We start from the raw sequence: 19,401 nt of genomic DNA, 5'->3' as shown, positions 1-19,401 counted from the left end.
GACGTGTCACGAAGGCTGCTGCGCACGCTCTGCGCGGGGGCGCTCGCCGCCCTCGCGGTGCTCACGGGCCCGCCCCCGGCGGGCGCCTACCCGGCGGACCCGCCGGTGGAACCTCCGCCCCAGGCCCCGATCGCCCGTCCGGACCCGGAGCGGGAACCGGTGGGCCCGGTGGACCCGGAGGTCCCCGACGCTCCCGCATCGGACACCCCTGCCGTCCCGGCTCCCGAAGACGACGCCGCCGCCCTCGCACCCCCCGGCGGGACCTCCGTCGCCGGCCTGCTCACGCGCCTGCGCACGCTCTACCGGCAGGCCGAGGAGGCCACCGAGCGCCACAACGCGGCCGAGGAGAAGCTGCGGCTCCAGACCGCCGACGCGCAGAAGCTCACGGCCCGGCTCGCCGCCGCGCGGGCCGATCTCGACCGGGGCCGCGCCGAGGCCGGGCGGATCGCCCGGGAGCAGTACCGGGGCAGGTCGGAGCTCTCCTCGTACCTGGACGTGCTCTTCGCCCCGGATCCGCGGGCGGCGATGGACCGGGAGCGGCTGGCGGCCCGGGCGGGCCGGGACCGGGCCGGCGCCGTCGCCCGGCTCGAAACGGCCGCCCGCCGGGCCGACGCCCTCGCGACCGCCTCCCGCAAGGCCCTGGACCGGCAGCGACGCCTGTCCGCCGAGCAGCGCGTCCGGCGCGACGAGGTCCGGACGAAACTGAAGGAGGTCGAGAAGCTGCTCGCCGGCCTCTCCCCGACCCAGCTCACCCGGCTCACGGAACTGGAGCGGACGCAGACGGCGGGCGCCCAGCGCGAACTGCTGGACTCCGGAGTCCTGGACGGCCCGCGCACCCCGTCCCGCGCGGGCGCACAGGCCCTGCGGTTCGCGGTGGGGCAGATCGGCAAGCCGTACGAGTGGGGGGCCGAGGGCCCGGAGGCGTACGACTGCTCGGGGCTTGCGCAGCGGGCGTGGGCGGCGGCGGGCCGCGAGATCCCCCGCACCAGCCAGGAACAATGGGCGACGCTCCCCCGGGTTCCCCTCTCGGAACTGCGCCCCGGGGACCTGGTGGTCTACTTCCCGGGCGCCACGCACGTGGCGCTCTACCTGGGCGAGGGCCTGGTGGTCCATGCCCCGCGCCCCGGCGCGAAGGTGAAGGTCTCCCCCGTCGCGGCGAACCCGCTGCTCGGAGCCGTACGCCCGGACCCGACCGGAACGGCCCTGCCCTCGTACACCCCACCGGCCCTCCCGGAGGGCGCGGGGGACGGCGGGGACGAGGGCTTCGACGGCGGCTGAGCCGCTCAGTCGGCGATCGTGACGAGGCCGACCACCCAGATCCCCAGGTTGAGGAGGACCCCCACGGCGCAGCCCCCGCACACGAGCACGCCCTTGAGCGTCCAACCGGCGCTCCCCGGCACGGGGTGGTCGTACGCCCGCTCCTCGTACGAGGCGGGATCGTCCCAGTCGACCGCCCGCCCCAGCTCCCCGGCGCGGGCGGCGCGCACCGCCGCGAGCTGCTCCCGGGCGAACGCGGTGGCGGCCGGCGCCTCGGGCCCGCGCCAGGCGAGGGCCCTCATCCGCCGCGCGGGGGACGCGTACCGCTCCTCGAACGCGACCGTCTCGTCCTCCCGCCGGTCCTCTTCGAGGTACATCCAGCGCCCCGCCTCCGCCGCGTCCCCGTACAACCGGTACACCTCGGCGAGCCGTCGGCGCAGGGTCAGGTCGTGCGGAAAGGACGAGACGAGCCCGCGCAGCCGCTGCCGCGCCACGGGCACCCGCCCGGCGGCGAGGTCCGCGTCCACGCGGTCCAGTGTGTTCAACAGGGACATGCCCGCATGATCGAACAGGACGGGCCGCCGCCACGACCGGTTTTCGGCGGTCGTGGCGGCGGCCCGCCCGTCCTCGTCAGCCCTGCGTCAGGGACGCCAGGTACGCGTTCGTCCTTTCCGGGTCGTAGAAGAAGTTCTCGAAGTCGGAGGGGTCGTTGAAGCCGTTGGCGAAGCGGTCGGCGGCGGGCTGGAGCCGGCCGGCGGCGCCGAGGAGGTTCAGGACGTGCTCCGGGGGCGGGGCCAGCATCGCGTTCGTCCACTTGGTGACGTGCCGGGCCGTCTGCCAGTAGCGGTCGAAGGTGGCGTTCATCCAGGCCTCGTCGAAGGGCGCCTCGCCGTGTTCGACGATCGAGGAGAGGTACGCCGCCGCGCACTTGGAGGCCGAGTTGGAGCCCTGGCCGGTGACCGGGTCGTTGGCGACGACGACGTCCGCGACGCCGAGGACCAGGCCGCCGCCGGGGAGGCGGCCGATCGGGTTGCGGACGGTCGGGGCGTAGCGGCCGGCGAGGGTGCCGCCCGCGTCGGTCAGTTCGACCTTGGTGGCCCGCGCGTACTCCCACGGCGTGAAGCGCTCCATCAGCTCCAGCGTGAGCGCCAGGTGCTCGGAGGGGTCCTTGACCCCCTTGAAGACGTCGAGCGGGCCGCCCGGGATCCCCTCCCAGAAGAGGATGTCGGCGCGGCCCCCGGTGGTGAGGGTCGGCATGACGAACAGCTCGCCGACCCCCGGCACGACGTTGCAGCGGACCGCGTCGAACTCCGGGTGCTCGGGGCGCGGGCCCAGGCCGTGGACGTACGCGACGGCCAGCGCCCGCTGCGGCGCGTCGTACGGGGAGCGCGAGGCGTCCCGCTCGAACATCGAGACCAGCTCGCCCTTGCCCGCCGCGACGAGCACCAGGTCGTAGTTGCGGGAGAAGTAGTCGAGGTCCCCGACCGCCGCGCCGTGGATGACGAGCTGGCCGCCGCGCTGGGCGAAGGTCTCCATCCAGCCGGCCATCTTCACCCGCTGGTCGACGGACTGGGCGTAGCCGTCCAGCTTGCCGACCCAGTCGATCAGGCGGGAGGAGTCGGGTCCCGCGACCGAGACGCCGAGGCCCTCGATCCGGGGGGCCTGGGACTCCCAGAAGTTGAGTCCGAGGTCCCGCTCGTGCTGGAGGGCGGTGTCGAACATGCACTGGGTGGACATGACCCGGCCGGCGCGGATCTCGTCCGCCGTCCGGTTCGACATGAGGGTGACCTCGTACCCCCGCGACTGCAGTCCGAGGGCGAGCTGGAGGCCGGACTGCCCGGCCCCGACTATGAGTATCTTCCGCATGGGTGGTGCTCCTGGCGTGGCGTAAGTGAGGGGGGCGGGGCTATTCGGGGGTGGCTTCCAGGGCGTGCGCGACCATGGCCAGCAGGGTCTCGACCACGCTGTAGCGCTTGCGCGCGTCCATGATCACCACGGGGACGTGCGGGGGCACGGTCAGCGCCTCCCTGACGTCCTCCGTCTCGAACAGCTCGCTGCCCTCGAAGTGGTTGACCGCCACGATGTACGGGAGTCCGCAGCTCTCGAAGTAGTCGAGGGCCGGGAAGCAGTCGGTGAGGCGCCGGGTGTCGGCGAGCACGATCGCCCCGATCGCGCCGCGCACCAGGTCGTCCCACATGAACCAGAAGCGCTGCTGTCCCGGCGTGCCGAAGACGTAGAGCACCAGGTCGTCGTCGAGCGTGATCCGGCCGAAGTCCATCGCCACCGTGGTGGTGAGCTTGTCCGGCGTGGCGGTGAGGTCGTCGGTGTCCTCGCTCGCCCGGGTCATCAGGGCCTCGGTCTGGAGCGGGGTGATCTCCGAGACCGCGCGGACGAAGGTGGTCTTGCCGACGCCGAAGCCGCCCGCGACGACGATCTTCGTCGCCGTGGGGGCCTTGCTGTGGTCGAGCTGCCAGTCCTGCGCGCCGTCCTCGGCTTCCCGTTCGAGAGGATCGGAGGGGCCGGGGCGGGGCTGGGCGGGGATGCCGACGGCCGCCGGTGATTCGGGGACGGCTTCGGCTACGGTGCCGGAGGCTGTTCCGGAAGTGGTTCCGGAGGCGGTTCCGGAAGTGGTTCCGGAGACGGCGGCGGCGTCAGAGACGGCGGAGTCCACTCAGCACCCTTTCGAGGAGCGCGCGGTCGGGCTGGCCGGTGCCGTGACCGGTCCCGTACACACGGATCTTTCCCTGGTCGGCCAGGTCGCTGAGCAGCACCCGGACGACCCCCAACGGCATCTTCAGAAGCGCCGAGATCTCCGCCACCGTCCGCATCCGGCGGCAGATCTCGACGATGGCCCGCATCTCCGGCATCAGGCCGCGCGCGCCGGTCCCGCCGTCCGTCAGGACCTTGCGGGCGGCGGGCGCTTCGAGCGCCGCCACGAAGGTCTCCACGAGCAGCACGTGGCCGAAGCGGGTCCGGCCGCCGGTCAGCGAGTACGGGCGCACGCGCGCGGGGCGGCGCCCCTCCCCCCGTACCGGCAGCTTGAAGGCGTGCGGAAGCGAGGACACCGAGGCCGTCGAGGACACGGCCGTCACCGGGGGCCCTCCAGCGACTTGCGCAGCTCGCTGCGGACCTCGGGGGTGAGCACGTGGCCGGCGCGGCCCACGAAGAGCGCCATGTGGTACGCCACGACGCTCATGTCGCAGTCGGGCGTGGCGTGCACGCCGAGCAGCGAGCCGTCGCTGATCGACATGACGAAGACGCTGCCCTCGTCCATCGCCACCATGGTCTGCTTGACCCCGCCGCCGTCCATCAGGCGCGCGGCGCCGACGGTCAGGCTGCCGATGCCGGAGACGATGGTGGCCAGGTCGGCGCTGGAGCCTCGCGGGCCCCGGGGAGCGCCGGGCTCCTCGGCGGACGCGGCGCCCTGCGGGGGCTCCGGGTCCGAGGACAGCAGCATCAGGCCGTCCGAGGACACGACGGCCACCGAGCGGACCCCCGGCACCTCCTCGACCAGGTTCCCCAGCAGCCATTGCAGGTTGCGGGCTTCCGTACTCAGTCCGAACGTTCCCGTCGCGGTCAACTGCGTGCCTCCTCGACTGTGTCCCCCGTCTTCTCCTCTGTACGTGCAGTCCTTGCGTTCGCTATCCCCGCCGTGTCCGTTCCCCGCGCGGTCGTTCCCCGCGTGTCCATCTCCGCCTCCACGTCGCGGCGGCCGGCCTCGGCGCCCCGGTGGAAGCCGCCGAGCCTGCGGCGCAGGGCCTCGGCGTCCACGCCGCCCTTGCGGGGCGCGGCGGCGGGTCCGGCCTGGCGCACCACCTGGGGGGTGCGCTTGGGCAGGCCCTTGTCGGTGACCCGCTCCCACTGCGCGGGGCGCGGCCCGGGAACCGACGGGTCGAGGGGCGGTTCGGGGGCGGGGGCCGGAGCGGAAGCGGGGTGGGCGGCGTCCGGGCCCTCGTCGGCGGCGCGCTCGTGGGCGTCCGGCTCCGGCGGCGGGACGGGCAGCCGGACCTGGAGCGTGGTCTCGGAGACGGACTCCGGGGCGTGGACCCCTTCGCCTTCGTACGGCTCCGAGGGCGCGGGCTCCGGTTCGGAGGCGTACGGCTCCTCCGCCGTCCGGCGCGGTTCCGGGTCGTACGGGTCCTCGGAGACGGCCTCCGGCTCGTACGGCTCCTCCGGCGCGCCCTCCGGCCCGTGCGGCTCCTCCGGCCGCCCCCCGGCGGGCTCCGCCTCCGCGAACGCGCGTTCCGCCGCCTCCACCAGGGGGTCGCGGGTGCGGGACGGCAGGGTGTTGGAGTTGGCCTCCGCGACCGAGCCGGGCAGCTGGATCACGGGGGCCGTGCCCGCGACCCGTACGGGCTCCGTCACGGCCGCCGGCGGGGTGGTGGGCAGCAGGGGCAGCGGCAGGACCACGACGGCCGCCGTGCCGCCCGGCTGCTGCTCGCGCAGCTCGACGCGGACGCCGTGGCGGGCGGCGAGCAGGGCGACGACCCGCATGCCGAGCCCCTCGCCCTCGAAGGCGTCCGGGTCGGCCTCGGCCAGGCGCGCGTTCAGCTCGGCGGAGCGGGCGGGGGTCATGCCGATGCCCGAGTCCTGGACGGAGAGCATCACCTCGCCGGTCTCCAGGAGCCAGCCGGAGAGCTGGACCTCGGCGTCGGGCGGCGAGAAGGAGGTGGCGTTCTCCAGGAGTTCCGCGACCAGGTGGCTCAGGTCGTCCGCGGCGAAGCCGGCGACCTGGGCGTGCGGCGGCAGGGACTGGATGGTGACCCGCTCGTACCGCTCGATCTCGCTGACGGCGGCGCGCAGCACGTCGACCAGGGGGACGGCCCCGGCGTGGCCGTGGACGTGCTCGTGGCCGGCGAGGACGAGGAGGTTCTCGCTGTGGCGGCGCATGACGGTCGCCATGTGGTCGAGCTTGAAGAGGGTGCCGAGCCGGTCCGGGTCCTGTTCGCGCTCCTCCAGCTTCTCGATGACGCCGAGCTGGCGTTCGACCAGGCCGAGGTTGCGCAGGGAGAGGTTGACGAAGGTGTGCCGGACGGTGCCGCGGAGCTTTTCGAGTTCGGCGGTGAGGAGGGCGACCTGCCCCTGGAGTTCGGCGCGCTGGGTGGCCAGTTCGGCGGCGAGGGCCTCCTTGTCGGCGGCCAGGTCGGTTCGCTCGGCGGTGAGGTGGCCGGTGCGCGCGGCGAGGTCGGCGAGCCTGCCGTGCAGGGTGTTGAGGGAGCGGACGGCCTGCGCGAACTCGTCGTTGCGGCCGGTGAAGCGGACCGGCTCCTCGGTGTGCGGCTCGGGGGCGGCGGCGAGCCGGGCGGCGCCGATGCGGAGCACGGCGAGCGGCCGGGTGAGGGTGCGGGCGACGTAGGTGGAGACGCCGACGGCGAAGAGGAGGCAGCCGCCGAGGAAGGCGAGGCGCAGTTCGAGGGCGGTGACGTCGTCGTCGCGGAGCGCGGAGAGGCGTTCGACGCGCTGGGCGGCGAGGGTGGACTCGACGCCGCGCATCTGCTCGATGCGGGCGGAGAGGGCGGCCTCCAGGGCGGCCGGGTCGGTCCTGCGCTCGGCCTCGGTCAGCCGGGGCTGGTCGGTGAGGGAGGCGAGGGAGCGCTCGGCGCTCTTGACGTCGGGTCCGGCGACGGTGCCGGCGAGCGAGTCGCGGGCGGTGGCGCCGGCGGCCTGGTCGAAGTCGCCGAGGGCGGCGAGTTCGCGGACGCGGGCCTGCTGGGCGGCGGCGGCGAGGCGGTCGCGGGTCCGGTTCGCCTCCGCCGCGCCCTTCGGCTCCTCGGGGACGTAGGTGCCGGTCGTGTCGTCGTAGCGGAAGTCGCCGGTGGGCTCGGGCTGCGGCACGGCGAGCGCGGCGAGGAGCAGGCCGCGGGTGGCGGAGGCCTGTTCGACGGCGCGGCCGAGGGCGGCGGGGGCGCGGGTGGCCTCGGTGAGGGAGGCGTCGGCGGCGCGGGCCGGGGTCCGGTCGGCCAGTTCGTCGGCGAGGGCCTGGAGCTTGTCGATGACGTCCGAGTAGGCCTTGTGGGCCTCCAGGGCGGTGCCCTCGCCGGTGAGGGCGGTGCGGCGGACGGAGGGGACGCCGGCGAGGTCGCGGCGGAGCTCCGTGGAGGCGGCGGGGCGGATCTCGTCGATCTGCCGGTCGACGCGGGTGGAGCGCACGGTGGTGACCTGGCGCTTCTTCTTGGCGTCGCCGGTCTGGGCGTCACGGCCCGCGGCGATGTACGCGACGACCTCGTCGCGCTCGTCGGCGAGGGAGTGGGCGAGGGTGACGGCCTGGCGGTCGAGTTCGGCGAGGGTGACCAGGCGCTGGGAGTCGGTCAGCTCGGCGGAGGCGGTGAGGATCGCGGGGGCGCCGGCGGCGAGGACGGTGACGCCCACGAGGGCGACGCCGGCGACGAGGCGGTTGCGGACCCGCTTGGAACGGCCGGCGGGGGCGGCGGGCTGCGCGGGGGCGGTGGGCTGCGTCGGGGTGGCGGGCGCGGTGGACGTGGCGGGCCGCGTCGGGGCCTGGATGTGGGCCTGGGCATGGTCGGCGGCCGGGCCTCCGGCGGGGGCCGTGGCGGCGCCGCCCGGGGCCGGCGGGACACCGGGGTTCTGGCTCCGCGTGCCGTTCTTGCTCCGAGGCCGCTTCATCTGCACCGGTGCTCGCATTCTTGACTCGTCCACCCACAAAGCAGAGGTGACGGCCGGTCACATGGAGCGCCCCCACCCCCGATACGGCTTCCGACCATTCCAGCGCTTCCGGGAAGGGGACGGGCATCGGCCGCTCCGCCACCCGAACGAGTGAACAACACTCCGGAGTTGGCGAACAACTTCGCCGGGCCGGGTCCGGGGGCCCGGGAACGGCCCCGGTTGGATCTTCCGCGCGGCCTTTGGCAGGATGCCCGCCCGCAGCTCCGCGGGGGCGCCCGTTCCGCCCCTCCCGCCGCACCCGCCGCGTTGGTACAGGCCTTTTCCCGTCATTCGCAGGTCCGGTGAAGGGCCCGCCGGGGGCGGGCGCGGGGCCGGGCACACTGGGCTCCATGCGCAGCGACGTCGCCTCCCTCCCCGGCAGCCCCGAACGCCCCAATGAGGACTGGGCGACCACCGTCCTGTCCGCGGCGGAGGGCAGGGGGGCGGTCGTCCTCCTCGACGGCGTCACGCCGCCCGCCGGTGATGACGGTTGTGTGCACGGCGTGCCGTGGTTCACCGCCCGGCTCGGCGGGGCTTTGACCGAACTGTCCGCTTCCCGTCCGGACGTCTCCCTGTCCGAGATCCTCTCCCTGGCAATCCGGCGCACCGCGGACTCCCATCGGGGGACCTGTGACCTTTCTCACGTACGTACGCCTCAGGCAACCGTGGTCCTCGCCCGCTGGGACGGGGCGGCGGTCGAGTACCTCGTCCTCTCCGACTCGGTCCTCCTCCTGGAGGGGCCGGGCGGGGCGGTGCGGGCGGTCCTCGACGACCGGCTCGACCGGGTGCCGGTGGAGGTGCTGCGGTCCGTGGCGGCGACGGACCGGCTGCGGAACCGGGAGGGCGGCTTCTTCACCGCGGCGGCCGATCCGGCGGTCGCGGGGCTCGCGGTGACCGGGGCGGTCCCGCGCGCGGAGGTCCGGGCCCTGGCCGCACTCACGGACGGGGCGAGCCGCTGGGTGGACCTGTTCGGCGCGGGCGACTGGGCGGACTGCCTCGGCGTCCTGCGCGCGGAGGGCGCGTCGGGGCTGCTCGGGCGGGTGCGGGGGCGGGAGCTCGCGGACGCGGAGGCGGGGGGCGTACGGCGCTGGAAGCTGCACGACGACGCGACGGCGGTGTACGTGGAGCTGGAGCCTCCCGAGCCGTCCGAGCCACTGGAACCGCCGGAGCCGCCGGGGGGCTGAGGCCTCAGCCCTCGGACCGTACGTTGAAGTGGTTGAGGAGCCGGGCCAGCTCGGCGACCTCCGCGCGGTCCCAGTCGGCGAGCTTGCGGACGTAGCGCTCGCGCCGGGCGTCGCGGACGCGGCGGAAGCGGTTCCGGCCCTCCTCGGTGAGGCGGACGAGGGAGGCGCGGCCGTCGGCGGGGTCGGGGTCGCGGGCGACGAGCCCGAGGTCTTCGAGGGCCCGGAGCTGGCGGCTCATGGTCGCCTTGCCGACGCCGAAGTACCCGGCGAGCTCGGTGGCCCGCTGGGGTCCGGCGTCGTCGAGGCGCACGAAGAGGCCGTAGGCGGCGGGCTCCAGCTCGGGGTGGACCTCCCGGGCCATCTCACCGGACTGGGCACGGGCGCGGCGCAGGAAGACCGCCAGCTCGCGTTCGAGGGCGAGGAACTCCCGGTCCACGGGGGCGGACGGCACGGCTCCGGCCTCGCCGGGAGCCGGACCCGGACCCGGAGCCGAAGTCGAAGCCGGAGCCGAAGTCGGAGCCGGAGTAAGAGCCGGAGCCGAAGTCGAAGCCGGACCCGGAGCTGAAGCCGGACCCGGAGCCGAAGTCGGAGCCGGAGCCGGAGCCGAAGTCGGAGCCGAAGTCGGAGTAGGCGCCGGAGCCGGAGTCGGCAGGGCCGCTTCGTTCTCGCCGGGGGCGGGCGGAGCGGCCCCCGCCGCATCGGGCGCGGGCGCGGCGGCTCCGGGCTCGCCGGGGGGCCGTGGGGCGGTCCCGTGCCCGCTTCCCGTACCGCTTCCGTGCACGTCAGCGCCTCCCACGTGTTCCCCGGTGGCGTGAGCCCGCCACACCGGCGGCCTTCCGCCGCTGAAAGTTTCTTCCCGTCGCGGTCGTTTCCGCAGCTCTTCCAGTATTTCGCAGGCGTAGACCAACGGCGGTGTCCGGGCCCCCTTCCACGGGCGGGTCTACGTGCGTAGCGTCGCTTCCACCGCCTCTAATGACATGTCCGCGACAGGACGTGTCATCCCCTCTCTCCACAAGCCTTTCGGAGGCACGCCATGCGTGTGCACAGATCCGGAACGACCCTCGCCGGCGCCGCCCTGACGGCCCTGGCCCTCCTCCTCCCCCTCGCCGGCTCCGCCGGAGCCGCTCCCGACGCGGACACGGCCGCAGCCGCCCGGGAGACGCCCGCCCGCGGCACCGCCGACATGGGCATGGGCGTCCTCGCACACGACGGGCGCGGCACGACGGCGCCCACCGGCGCCCCGGTCCGGGCCGCCCAGACGGAGGGCGTGGACGTCTCCAGCCACCAGGGGAACGTCGCCTGGACCACCCTGTGGAACAGCGGCGTCCGCTGGGCCTACGTGAAGGCGACGGAGGGCACGTACTACAAGAACACCTCCTTCGCGCAGCAGTACGACGGCTCGTACGACGTCGGCATGATCCGGGGCGCGTACCACTTCGCCACCCCGGACACGGCGAGCGGCGCGGCCCAGGCCGACTACTTCGTCGACAACGGCGGCGGCTGGTCGAAGGACGGCAGGACCCTGCCGGGCGTGCTCGACATCGAGTGGAACCCGTACGGCGCGACCTGCTACGGCAAGACCCAGTCGGGGATGGTGGCCTGGATCCGCGACTTCCTGGACCGCTACAAGGCCCGGACCGGGCGGGACGCCGTCCTCTACACGGCGACGAGCTGGTGGACCCAGTGCACCGGCAACCACTCCGGCTTCGCCGCCACCAACCCGCTGTGGATCGCGCGGTACGCCTCCTCCGTGGGCGAACTCCCGGCCGGCTGGCCGTACCACACGATGTGGCAGTACACCTCCACCGGCCCGGTGGTCGGCGACCACAACCGCTTCAACGGGGACCTCTCGCGCGTGAGGGCGCTCGCGAACGGCTGACGCCCCGCCCACCCCCTTCCCGGCGGCCTCCCGGGCGCACGGCGCGCCCCGGGGGCCGTTCGGCCTTTTCGGCTCCACCCCCTTGCCCATTGGTATGGACCAATGCGAGGCTCTATGACGGTCGCACGGAGTTCAACTTCCGTGCGCCCCGCGCGCGTTGCTCATTCCGTACTCCCCCACGCACGAGAGAGAGCCCCCGCATGCCTTCCCTGCCTTCCGCCCGGCGCGCCGCCGCCACCGGTGCCGCCGCCCTGTCCGCCGCCGCGCTCGTCGGTCTCACCCCCACGGCGGCCAGTGCCCACGGTGCCGTCTTCAACCCCGTGAGCCGGTTGGCCGCCTGTTACGCCGAGGGCCCCGAGACGCCCAGGTCGCAGGTGTGCAAGGACCTCGTCGCCGACTCCGGCACCCAGCCGCTCTACGACTGGAACGAGGTCAACATCGCCAACGCGGACGGGCAGCACCGGTCCCTCATCCCGGACGGCAAGCTCTGTTCGGCGAACCGCGAGAAGTACCGGGCCCTGGACTGGGCGCGCACCGACTGGCCGGCGACGGCGGTCGCCGCCGGCTCCTTCGACTTCAGGTTCCGGACGACGGCGGCCCACTCGGGCACCATGACGGTCTACATCACCAAGGCCGGCTTCGACCCGACGAAGCCCCTGAAGTGGTCGGACCTGGACGCGACCCCGGTCGCGGTGTACAACACGACCCGCACCGCCACCGACGGCTACTACAACTTCACGGGCACCCTGCCGGCCCGCACCGGCCGCCACGTCGTCTACAAGGTCTGGCAGCGCAACGACAGCCCCGAGGCCTTCTACAGCTGCTCGGACGTCACCTTCGGCGGTACGGGCCAGGCCGGTGCGGCGACCGGGGCCGGGGCCCGGACGCAGGCGCAGGCCCCGACCGAGGCGAAGATCGCGGCGGGCGCCGCCCTGTCCACCGTCAGCCACGCGGGCCACGGCGGCGACGAGCAGCCCCCGGCGCTCTCCGCCGAGACGGCCGGGACGTCCTCCCCCCTGGTGCCGGCCCTCGCGGGCGCGGGCGCCCTCGCCGCCTTCGCGGCGGGCAGCCTGCTCCTGGGCCGCCGCCGGAACGCGTCCGGCTCCTGACGCGCCCCCACGCGTCACCGACGGCGCCGCCCGGCCCCGAGACCGGCCGGGCGGCGCCTAGGAGCCGGACGGCACGAGCGGGAAGAGGGCGGTGAGCCGGGGCAGGGCCGACCCCCCCGGCCCGGACGCCCCGCGCTCCTCGTCCTCTTCCCGCTCTTCCCCCGCTTCCTCCCCCGCCTCGGCCTCTTCGGCCTCCTCGGCCTCCTCGACCGCGTCGAGGAACTCCTCACCGTCGTCGTCCTCCTGGCCGGTCAGCTCGTCGTACACGTCCTGGGCGACGTAGTCGAGCTCCTCCCACTCGGGCCACTCGTCGTCGTCCCACTCGTCGTGGTGCCGCCCCGCGAGCGCCCGCACGTCCGGCAGGTCGGCCAGCGCGTCCGGGTCGGCGAGCACCGCCTCGTACGCCTTCCGTCCCTGGCCCACCAGCCAGAGCGTGAAGCAGTGGAAGCCGTCGTCCGTGCAGGCGCCGCCCTCGATCCGGTTCGCCGCCCGCCACACCGCGTGCGTGTCGGCCGCCCCGCACGCCTTCTCCAGGCGCACCTGGAACGCCACGCTCTCCTCGGCCGGACGCCGCAGCAGCTCTCCCTCCAGCCACTCCAGCCGCTCGTCCCGGGTGCCGGGGCGGCCGCTCAACTCGTCGATGAGAGCCCAGAAGGCGTCTTCGTTCATGCGTACGATCATGACAGCCGGGACTGACATCGCGGACCCGCCCCCGGGCCGGTGTCCGGCCCCTCTCCGCGCCCCTCCCCCGGACGTGCCGGAGCGGGGCGCCCCCGAGGGAACGCCCCGCTCCTGACCGGGGATCACGCCGCCGCGCCCACCGGCACCTCCGCCGGGGCGAGGGCGATCTCCAGGACCTGCCGGACGTCCGTCACGGGGTGGACCTCCAACTTCTCCAGGATCTCGGCCGGGACGTCGTCCAGGTCGGCCTCGTTCCGCTTGGGGATCACGACCGTCGTGATGCCCGCCCGGTGCGCGGCGAGCAGCTTCTGCTTCACGCCGCCGATCGGCAGGACCCGGCCGGTGAGGGAGACCTCACCGGTCATGGCCACGTCCGTGCGGACGAGCCGGCCGCTCAGCAGGGAGGCGAGGGCGGTCGTCATGGTGATGCCCGCGCTCGGCCCGTCCTTGGGGACCGCGCCCGCCGGGAAGTGGATGTGCACGCCCCGGTCCTTGAGGCCGGTGACGGGCAGCTCCAGCTCCGCGCCGTGCGAGCGGAGGAAGGAGAGCGCGATCTGCGCCGACTCCTTCATCACGTCGCCCAGCTGCCCGGTGAGGGTGAGCCCCGCGGCACCGGTCTCCGGGTCGGCCAGGGAGGCCTCCACGAAGAGGACGTCGCCGCCCGCGCCGGTCACCGCGAGGCCGGTGGCGACGCCCGGCACGGACGTCCGGCGCTCGGACGGGTCCTGCGCCGACTCGGGCACGTGGTGCGGCCGCCCGATCAGCTCCCGCAGGTCCTCCGGGCGGACCGTGAACGGCAGCTCCCGGTCGCCCAGTTCGTGCTGGGCCGCGACCTTCCGCAGCAGCCGGGAGATCGCCCGCTCCAGGGTGCGGACGCCCGCCTCGCGGGTGTACTCGCCGGCCAGCTTCCGCAGCGACGCCTCCTCCAGGACGACCTCGCCGGGCTCCAGGCCGGCCCGCTCCAGCTGCCGGGGCAGCAGGTGGTCGCGGGCGATGACGACCTTCTCGTCCTCGGTGTAGCCGTCGAGCCGCACCAGTTCCATGCGGTCGAGGAGGGCTTCCGGGATGGACTCCAGGACGTTCGCGGTGGCCAGGAAGACCACGTCGGAGAGGTCGAGCTCGACCTCCAGGTAGTGGTCGCGGAAGGTGTGGTTCTGCGCCGGGTCGAGGACTTCGAGGAGGGCCGCCGCGGGGTCGCCGCGGAAGTCGGAGCCGACCTTGTCGATCTCGTCGAGCAGGACCACCGGGTTCATGGACCCGGCCTCCTTGATCGCGCGGACGATCCGGCCGGGCAGGGCGCCGACGTACGTGCGCCGGTGGCCGCGGATCTCCGCCTCGTCCCGGACGCCGCCGAGGGCGACCCGGACGAACTCGCGGCCCATCGCGTGGGCGACGGACTCGCCGAGGGAGGTCTTGCCGACGCCGGGCGGGCCGACGAGGGCGAGGACGGCTCCGCCCCGGCGTCCGCCGACCACGCCGAGTCCGCGGTCGGCGCGCCGCTTGCGCACCGCCAGGTACTCGGTGATCCGCTCCTTCACGTCGTCCAGGCCGGCGTGCTCGGCGTCGAGCACCGCGCGGGCGCCCCGGATGTCGTACCGGTCCTCGGTCCGCTCGTTCCAGGGCAGTTCGAGGATCGTGTCGAGCCAGGTGCGGATCCAGGAGCCCTCGGGGGACTGGTCGCTGGACCGCTCCAGCTTCTCGACCTCCTTGAGGGCGGCCTCGCGCACCTTCCCGGGCAGGTCGGCGGCCTCCACGCGGGCGCGGTAGTCGTCGGACTCGTCGCCCTCCGACTCGCCGTTGAGCTCGCGCAGCTCCTTGCGGACGGCTTCGAGCTGGCGGCGGAGCAGGAACTCGCGCTGCTGCTTGTCGACGCCCTCCTGGACGTCCTTGGCGATGGTCTCGGCGACCTCCTGCTCGGCGAGGTGCTCGCGGAGCTGGGCGGTGGCCAGGCGCAGCCGGGCGACCGGGTCGGCGGTCTCCAGGAGCTCGACGCGCTGGGCGACGGTCAGGAAGGGCGAGTAGCCGGAGTTGTCGGCGAGGGCGCCGACGCCGTCGATCTGCTGGACGCGGTCGACGACCTGCCAGGCGCCGCGCTTCTTGAGCCAGGTGGTGGCCAGCGCCTTGTACTCCTTGACCAGCTCGGTCACGGAGCCGGGCAGCGGGTCGGGCAGGGTCTCCTCGACGGCGGTGCCCTCCACCCACAGGGCGGCGCCGGGGCCGGTCGTACCGGCGCCGATGCGGACGCGGCCGCGGCCGCGCACGAGCGCGCCCGGGTCGCCGTCGGACAGGCGTCCCACCTGCTCGACGGTCCCGAGGACGCCGGTCCCGGCGTAGGTGCCGTCGACGCGGGGCACGAGCAGCACCCGCGGCTTCCCCGCTCCGGGCCGTGCGGCCGCCTGGGCGGCCTCGACGGCGGCCCGTACGTCGTTGTCGGACAGGTCCAGCGGCACCACCATTCCGGGCAGCACGACCTCGTCGTCGAGCGGCAGCACAGGCAGAGTGAGCGGCGCGGACGCCATGGACTCAGAAGCCATGATCTCCCCTTCGGCAGTCAAGTTGAGCTGTACGGACTCAATGCTTGTGAGCCCATGAATGTTCCCGGACGCCTGTTCGCTGTGAGCGATCACTCTCGCGCACCTCCCCGAACGGCCGATGTAATACCTCCATGGATATGCGAGCCATTACATCGGCGTGGGTGAGGGGCTGGACGGCCTCCCGGGGCACCCCGGCCGCCGTGGACCGGCCCTGGGGGTACCGGATCGACGTGGGCCTCCCCCGGCACGTCCTGCGGCACGTGCTGCCCGCGCCCGACGCGGCCACCGTCCGCGCGCTCTGCGAGCGGCTCACCGAGCCGTACAGCTGGCTCAAGGTGATGGCGGACGCGGAGGAGGTGGCGCCGTGGATCGCCGAGGGGTGGACGATCCCCGACGACCCCGGCTTCATGATGGTCAAGGCGCTGGACCCCGGCGTCCGTCCGGCGCCGCCCGAGGGGTACGTCCGGAACGTCGAGGTCCGGGACGGCGTCGTCCGGGTCCGGATCCTCGCCCCGGACGGCACCCTCGCCGCCCGGGGGCAGATCGCCCCGACCGGCGCCACCGCCGTCGCCGACCAGATCGAGACGGACGCGGCGCACCGGCGCCGGGGCCTCGGCGCGAACGTCGTGCTCACCCTGGAGGCCGCCGCCGCCCGGGCCGGCTCCACGACCGGGGTCCTCTCCGCGACCGTGGACGGCCGACAGCTCTACGGCGCGCTGGGCTGGGAGTACCGGGGGCCGCTGACCGGGATCGTACGGGGGGAGGGCTGAGGCTCGGGCACCTCGGGCAGCAGCGGAATCCCGCCGTCCGGCTGCGGGGAGGCGCCCCGCCGGGCATGCTCCTCCCATGAGTCCCGTGAGGCGAGGCGGATGGGGAAGGCGACGCGCGGCCGTGCTGCTCGCGGCGGCCCTGGCGGGCGGCGCGTCCGGCTGCGGCTCGGACGCGGGGCCCGGGGCCCCTCCGGCGCCCGGCGCGCCGGGGACCACGGCCGGGCCGGGCGCGTCCGGGACCCCGGCTCCGACGAGCGCCCCCGGCACCACGACCGCGCCGGGCACTCCCGGGACCGCCACCGCTCCGGCCGTCCCCCGGCCGGACCCCCGGCCGGGCGAGGTCCTCGTCCAGGTGGTCGTCACCGGCGGCTTCGCCGGGGTCCGGAACCGGCTCGTCGTCCACCGGGACGGGCAATGGACGGTCCGCTCCGGCGACAAGCCGCCCCGGACCGGCCGGCAGACCCCCGCCGAGGCCGCCGGGCTGCGCGGGGCCCTGGAGGACCCCGCGTTCGCCCTCGTCCCGGCGCGGCCGACCGGGCGCCCGATCGCGGACGGGTTCCGGTACGAGGTGACCTACGGCCGCCGCGTGGTCGTCGCGGGCGACGGCGACCGGCCGCCCGCCCTCCGGCGCGTCTTCGACGCCCTCCCGGAGGGCGGGCCGCCGACGAGCCCGTAGCCGGGCCGGGTCCACGGGCCGGGCACGTGAGCGGTTCCCGCCGGCGGGCCCGTGAACGGATCCCGCCGACCGGGCGTGCGGGCCGCGCCTCCAGCCGGCGGACGCCCCGGGCCACGCACCGGATCGGGCCCCGGGGAAGGGCGTGGGACTGTCGCGCCCCGCACGGGAAACCGGTGTGCCGGGTGCCGCGGACAAGGCAGGTGCCGCGGACGAGTCGGGACGTCCCGGAGATGTGCGCGGCGCCGCCGGATCGCGCGGGGCCGAGGAGCGCGCGGGGCTCCGGGGACCGGAGCAGGCCGCCGGGCGTCGCCTCGTGGTCCCGTCACGGCAGGCGGCGGGCGAAGAAGGTCCCCACCCGGCGCCGCACCCGGGCGAGTGTCGCCGCGGAGTCGCCGGTGCCGACGAGCGCGGTCCGCGCCGCCGCCGTCACGAGACCGGAGGCCCGGAGCCGGGGGACGAGCGAACCGTAGTCGGTGAACGCCCAGTGGTTCGCGTCGGGGAGCAGCCCGCGGCGGCCGGGAAGACCTGCCCAGGACGACTCGATCCGGGCGGCGCCGTCGAACCCGTCGGTGCGGAACAGCAGCAGCGGCCGGTCGAAGCCGGTCGGCTTCGGGTCCAGGTCGAGATACCCCTCCAGGTTCGCCACCGCGCCGACCCGGCGGTCGTCACGGGCCGCGTACACCACCGCCGTGCCGCCTGCGGAGTGCCCGTACATCCCGATCCGGCAGAGGTCCATGACCGGTGCGAGCGGCAGGTCGCCGAGCCGGTCCAGGACCAGGCGGAGGTCCCCGATCCGGGTGTCCACCATCGTGCGGAAGGCCGCCGGGTCCGGAGGTCCGGTCAGGACGGTCGTCCGCATTCCGGTGGGCAGCTCCACCTGGGAGGCGTCACCGGGGTGGTCGACGAGCACGACCACCCGGCCGTGGCTCGCCAGGTCCTCGGCGAGGGTCGTGCCGAGCGTGCGGGAGTCACCGCCGCCGGGCGAGTACACCAGCACCGGCCGCCGCCCGGGAAGCGGCGGCGCGCCCCTGTGCCCGTGGGTGAGGACCGCGCCCCAGTCCACCGTTCCCGGCTGCGGCAGTCCGGGGTGGACGTGGGGCGCGAGGCCGGCGAACTCCCGTGCCTCGGCCGGAGTGAGCTGCGGGGCCCGGGGGAAGCCGTGTGCCGACCGGGCCGGGTACAGGACGGTCAGCATCAGCTCCCGCGCACCGCCCGCCCACGGATCGGTCCGGGACGGGTCCACGAGGTGGACCGTCCGCATGCCCACGGGGTGCGGGCCGGTGGGCGCGGGCAGCCGGAGAACCGGGCCGCTCCCGGGCGTGCCCGCGGCCGCGGCCGCGGGCAGCAGGGCGGCGGCACTCCCGCACAGGGTGCCCTTCAGAAGGGTGCGTCGCGAAGTCATACGGGCATCCTCGGCACGGGGCCGTCACGACGCGAAGGTTCAGGCCCCGGCCGAAAGGCCTGACCGGAGCGAGGAGTTGTGAGAGTGCTACGGGTCCACTTCACCGCGGAGGACTTCGCCCGCACCCGGTTCGCGGCCCGCCCGGCGCCGCTCCAGGAGTTGCACGCCGCCCTGACCACGGCCGTGAGCCGGAGCGGCGGGCCGCTGTTCGCGCCGTGGCGCGGTCGCGTCCTGCGCTCCCTCCCGGCCGCGAGCGGCCCGCTCGCCGACCTGGTTCCGGCGGGTCGCCCGCCTTCCTTCCTCGACGTCCTCGGCTGCACCGTCGCCGAGGGCTTCGAGCACATCCGCGCCACCAGTCCCGTTCTCGTCCGCTCCGAGCTGGAGCGGGTCCACGGGGCGGCGCCCGCCCCCCGCTGGATCCACGACCTGCACGGGGGCGACGAGACGGCCTGGCACACCCTGCGCCGCGCCCAGCAGGCCGCGTACGAGACGGTCCTCGCCCCGGTCTGGTCCGTCGTGCAGGACCTCCACCGCGAGGAACTCACCCGCTACGCCCTGACGGTCGCCGAGCACGGCGTGGCCGCCGCCCTGACCGGCCTGGCCCCGGGCAGCCGGCTCCACGGGGGCGTGTGGGAGTGGCCCGGTGCGGCACCGGCCCGCGACGTCCGCCTCGACGGGCGCGGTCTGGTCCTGCTGCCCACCTTCCACCACCCGGCGGGCCCGCTTCTCCACGACGCACCGGGCCGCCCCGCGGTCCTGACGTACCCGGCCGGTCCCGGGCTCCCGCCCACCGCGGGGGGCCCGGTCGTCTCCGCCGAGGCCCTCGCCGCCGTCCTGGGCCGCACACGGCTGGACGCCCTGCGCCTCCTCGCCGAACCCCACACCACGACGTCCCTGGCCCGCGCCCTCCGCGTCAGCAACGCGACGGCCTCGTCCCACGCGGCCGCGCTGAGATCGGCGGGCCTGGCGACGACGACCCGCACGGGCCGCTCGGTCACCCACCGGCGCACGGCCCTCGGCACGCTGGTCGCGGGCGCTTGGCCGCCGTAGTGCGCCGAAGCGGCCGAGGGCCGCGGCACCGCCCCGCGCGCTCCTCGGAGGCGTCGAGGGACGGCCGCCTGCGCGGCGGGTACCGCCCCGTACGCGTGGCGGGGCGCCCGGCGCGGGGCCGGCGGGCGTCGAAGCGGCGGCCCCCGGGGGGCCCGGCGCGTGGCCTCCCGGCGTCGGGGCGGGGGTGGGGCGGGGC

17 protein-coding genes are annotated in these 19,401 nt (G+C 75.2%); 7 read left to right on the top strand and 10 right to left on the bottom strand.

Annotation, left to right across the window (positions count from 1 at the left end):
• The first annotated feature begins 3 nt into the window (after positions 1-3).
• Positions 4-1,278 (top strand): C40 family peptidase, encoded by a 1,275-nt coding sequence (locus tag OO47_RS26105; protein ID WP_030218945.1) that lies wholly within the window; start codon positions 4-6, stop codon positions 1,276-1,278.
• A 5-nt stretch (positions 1,279-1,283) separates the two neighbouring features.
• On the opposite strand, the gene OO47_RS26100 is transcribed toward OO47_RS26105, so the two are convergent.
• The 6 genes from OO47_RS26100 to OO47_RS26075 form a co-directional block, all read right to left on the bottom strand.
• The gene (locus OO47_RS26100; protein ID WP_030218948.1) at positions 1,284-1,811 is read right to left on the bottom strand and encodes a DUF6584 family protein; all 528 of its coding nucleotides are present in this window, start codon (positions 1,809-1,811) and stop codon (positions 1,284-1,286) included.
• 76 nt (positions 1,812-1,887) lie between these two features.
• The gene (locus OO47_RS26095) at positions 1,888-3,123 is read right to left on the bottom strand and encodes a styrene monooxygenase/indole monooxygenase family protein (RefSeq protein ID WP_030218951.1); all 1,236 of its coding nucleotides are present in this window, start codon (positions 3,121-3,123) and stop codon (positions 1,888-1,890) included.
• 40 nt (positions 3,124-3,163) lie between these two features.
• On the bottom strand, positions 3,164-3,799 hold the full coding sequence (locus OO47_RS26090; RefSeq protein WP_030218954.1) for a GTP-binding protein: 636 nt from the start codon (positions 3,797-3,799) through the stop codon (positions 3,164-3,166).
• A 109-nt stretch (positions 3,800-3,908) separates the two neighbouring features.
• Positions 3,909-4,340, bottom strand: a complete 432-nt coding sequence (locus OO47_RS26085; RefSeq protein ID WP_051716235.1) for a DUF742 domain-containing protein — start codon at positions 4,338-4,340, stop codon at positions 3,909-3,911.
• Positions 4,341-4,345: 5 nt separating this feature from the next.
• The gene (locus OO47_RS26080; RefSeq protein WP_030218958.1) at positions 4,346-4,837 is read right to left on the bottom strand and encodes a roadblock/LC7 domain-containing protein; all 492 of its coding nucleotides are present in this window, start codon (positions 4,835-4,837) and stop codon (positions 4,346-4,348) included.
• A complete protein-coding gene (locus OO47_RS26075) occupies positions 4,834-7,899 on the bottom strand; it encodes a nitrate- and nitrite sensing domain-containing protein (RefSeq protein WP_407696361.1) in 3,066 nt (1,021 codons plus the stop codon). Before OO47_RS26075 ends, OO47_RS26080 begins: the two co-directional genes overlap by 4 nt.
• A gap of 371 nt (positions 7,900-8,270) precedes the next feature.
• Between OO47_RS26075 and OO47_RS26070 the strand changes: the two genes are divergently transcribed.
• Positions 8,271-9,104, top strand: coding sequence for a hypothetical protein (locus OO47_RS26070; RefSeq protein WP_051716236.1), 834 nt, complete (start codon positions 8,271-8,273; stop codon positions 9,102-9,104).
• A gap of 4 nt (positions 9,105-9,108) precedes the next feature.
• On the opposite strand, the gene OO47_RS26065 is transcribed toward OO47_RS26070, so the two are convergent.
• Positions 9,109-9,555, bottom strand: coding sequence for a MarR family winged helix-turn-helix transcriptional regulator (locus OO47_RS26065; protein WP_078489928.1), 447 nt, complete (start codon positions 9,553-9,555; stop codon positions 9,109-9,111).
• Positions 9,556-10,137: 582 nt separating this feature from the next.
• On the opposite strand from OO47_RS26065, the gene OO47_RS26060 reads away from it, so the two are divergent.
• Both OO47_RS26060 and OO47_RS26055 read left to right on the top strand, forming a co-directional pair.
• Positions 10,138-10,983, top strand: a complete 846-nt coding sequence (locus tag OO47_RS26060) for a lysozyme (protein WP_030218969.1) — start codon at positions 10,138-10,140, stop codon at positions 10,981-10,983.
• A 209-nt stretch (positions 10,984-11,192) separates the two neighbouring features.
• Positions 11,193-12,092: a lytic polysaccharide monooxygenase auxiliary activity family 9 protein gene (locus OO47_RS26055; RefSeq protein ID WP_030218973.1), complete on the top strand. Its 900-nt coding sequence runs from the start codon at positions 11,193-11,195 to the stop codon at positions 12,090-12,092.
• A 57-nt stretch (positions 12,093-12,149) separates the two neighbouring features.
• On the opposite strand, the gene OO47_RS26050 is transcribed toward OO47_RS26055, so the two are convergent.
• Together OO47_RS26050 and lon are read right to left on the bottom strand one after the other, a co-directional pair.
• Positions 12,150-12,761: a DUF4240 domain-containing protein gene (locus OO47_RS26050; RefSeq protein WP_033210359.1), complete on the bottom strand. Its 612-nt coding sequence runs from the start codon at positions 12,759-12,761 to the stop codon at positions 12,150-12,152.
• 134 nt (positions 12,762-12,895) lie between these two features.
• Positions 12,896-15,307, bottom strand: coding sequence for an endopeptidase La (lon, locus tag OO47_RS26045; protein WP_030218980.1), 2,412 nt, complete (start codon positions 15,305-15,307; stop codon positions 12,896-12,898).
• Between the two features lie 131 nt (positions 15,308-15,438).
• Between lon and OO47_RS26040 the strand changes: the two genes are divergently transcribed.
• Together OO47_RS26040 and OO47_RS26035 are read left to right on the top strand one after the other, a co-directional pair.
• Positions 15,439-16,077, top strand: coding sequence for a GNAT family N-acetyltransferase (locus OO47_RS26040; RefSeq protein ID WP_030218982.1), 639 nt, complete (start codon positions 15,439-15,441; stop codon positions 16,075-16,077).
• 76 nt (positions 16,078-16,153) lie between these two features.
• Positions 16,154-16,753: a hypothetical protein gene (locus tag OO47_RS26035; RefSeq protein ID WP_158708696.1), complete on the top strand. Its 600-nt coding sequence runs from the start codon at positions 16,154-16,156 to the stop codon at positions 16,751-16,753.
• Positions 16,754-17,075: 322 nt separating this feature from the next.
• On the opposite strand, the gene OO47_RS26030 is transcribed toward OO47_RS26035, so the two are convergent.
• Entirely contained in the window at positions 17,076-18,155 is a 1,080-nt protein-coding gene (locus tag OO47_RS26030) for an alpha/beta hydrolase family protein (protein ID WP_030218988.1), read from the bottom strand.
• An 84-nt stretch (positions 18,156-18,239) separates the two neighbouring features.
• On the opposite strand from OO47_RS26030, the gene OO47_RS26025 reads away from it, so the two are divergent.
• Positions 18,240-19,205, top strand: a complete 966-nt coding sequence (locus OO47_RS26025) for an ArsR/SmtB family transcription factor (RefSeq protein ID WP_033210350.1) — start codon at positions 18,240-18,242, stop codon at positions 19,203-19,205.
• Positions 19,206-19,401: the final 196 nt, after the last annotated feature.

Origin of the sequence: Streptomyces bikiniensis (genome assembly GCF_000716625.1) — a bacterium.
GTDB lineage: Bacteria > Actinomycetota > Actinomycetes > Streptomycetales > Streptomycetaceae > Streptomyces > Streptomyces bikiniensis.
Note: the sequence above shows the minus strand (reverse complement) of the source record. Positions and strands in the feature narration are given on the sequence as shown.

Coding starts and splice junctions, on each gene's coding strand:
- OO47_RS26060 (WP_030218969.1), top strand. CDS start 10,138: ATGCGTGTGCACAGATCCGGAACGACCCTCGCCGGCGCCGCCCTGACG.
- OO47_RS26030 (WP_030218988.1), bottom strand. CDS start 18,155: ATGACTTCGCGACGCACCCTTCTGAAGGGCACCCTGTGCGGGAGTGCC.
- OO47_RS26100 (WP_030218948.1), bottom strand. CDS start 1,811: ATGTCCCTGTTGAACACACTGGACCGCGTGGACGCGGACCTCGCCGCC.
- OO47_RS26095 (WP_030218951.1), bottom strand. CDS start 3,123: ATGCGGAAGATACTCATAGTCGGGGCCGGGCAGTCCGGCCTCCAGCTC.
- OO47_RS26040 (WP_030218982.1), top strand. CDS start 15,439: ATGGATATGCGAGCCATTACATCGGCGTGGGTGAGGGGCTGGACGGCC.
- OO47_RS26050 (WP_033210359.1), bottom strand. CDS start 12,761: ATGAACGAAGACGCCTTCTGGGCTCTCATCGACGAGTTGAGCGGCCGC.
- OO47_RS26070 (WP_051716236.1), top strand. CDS start 8,271: ATGCGCAGCGACGTCGCCTCCCTCCCCGGCAGCCCCGAACGCCCCAAT.
- OO47_RS26035 (WP_158708696.1), top strand. CDS start 16,154: ATGAGTCCCGTGAGGCGAGGCGGATGGGGAAGGCGACGCGCGGCCGTG.
- lon (WP_030218980.1), bottom strand. CDS start 15,307: ATGGCTTCTGAGTCCATGGCGTCCGCGCCGCTCACTCTGCCTGTGCTG.
- OO47_RS26075 (WP_407696361.1), bottom strand. CDS start 7,899: ATGCGAGCACCGGTGCAGATGAAGCGGCCTCGGAGCAAGAACGGCACG.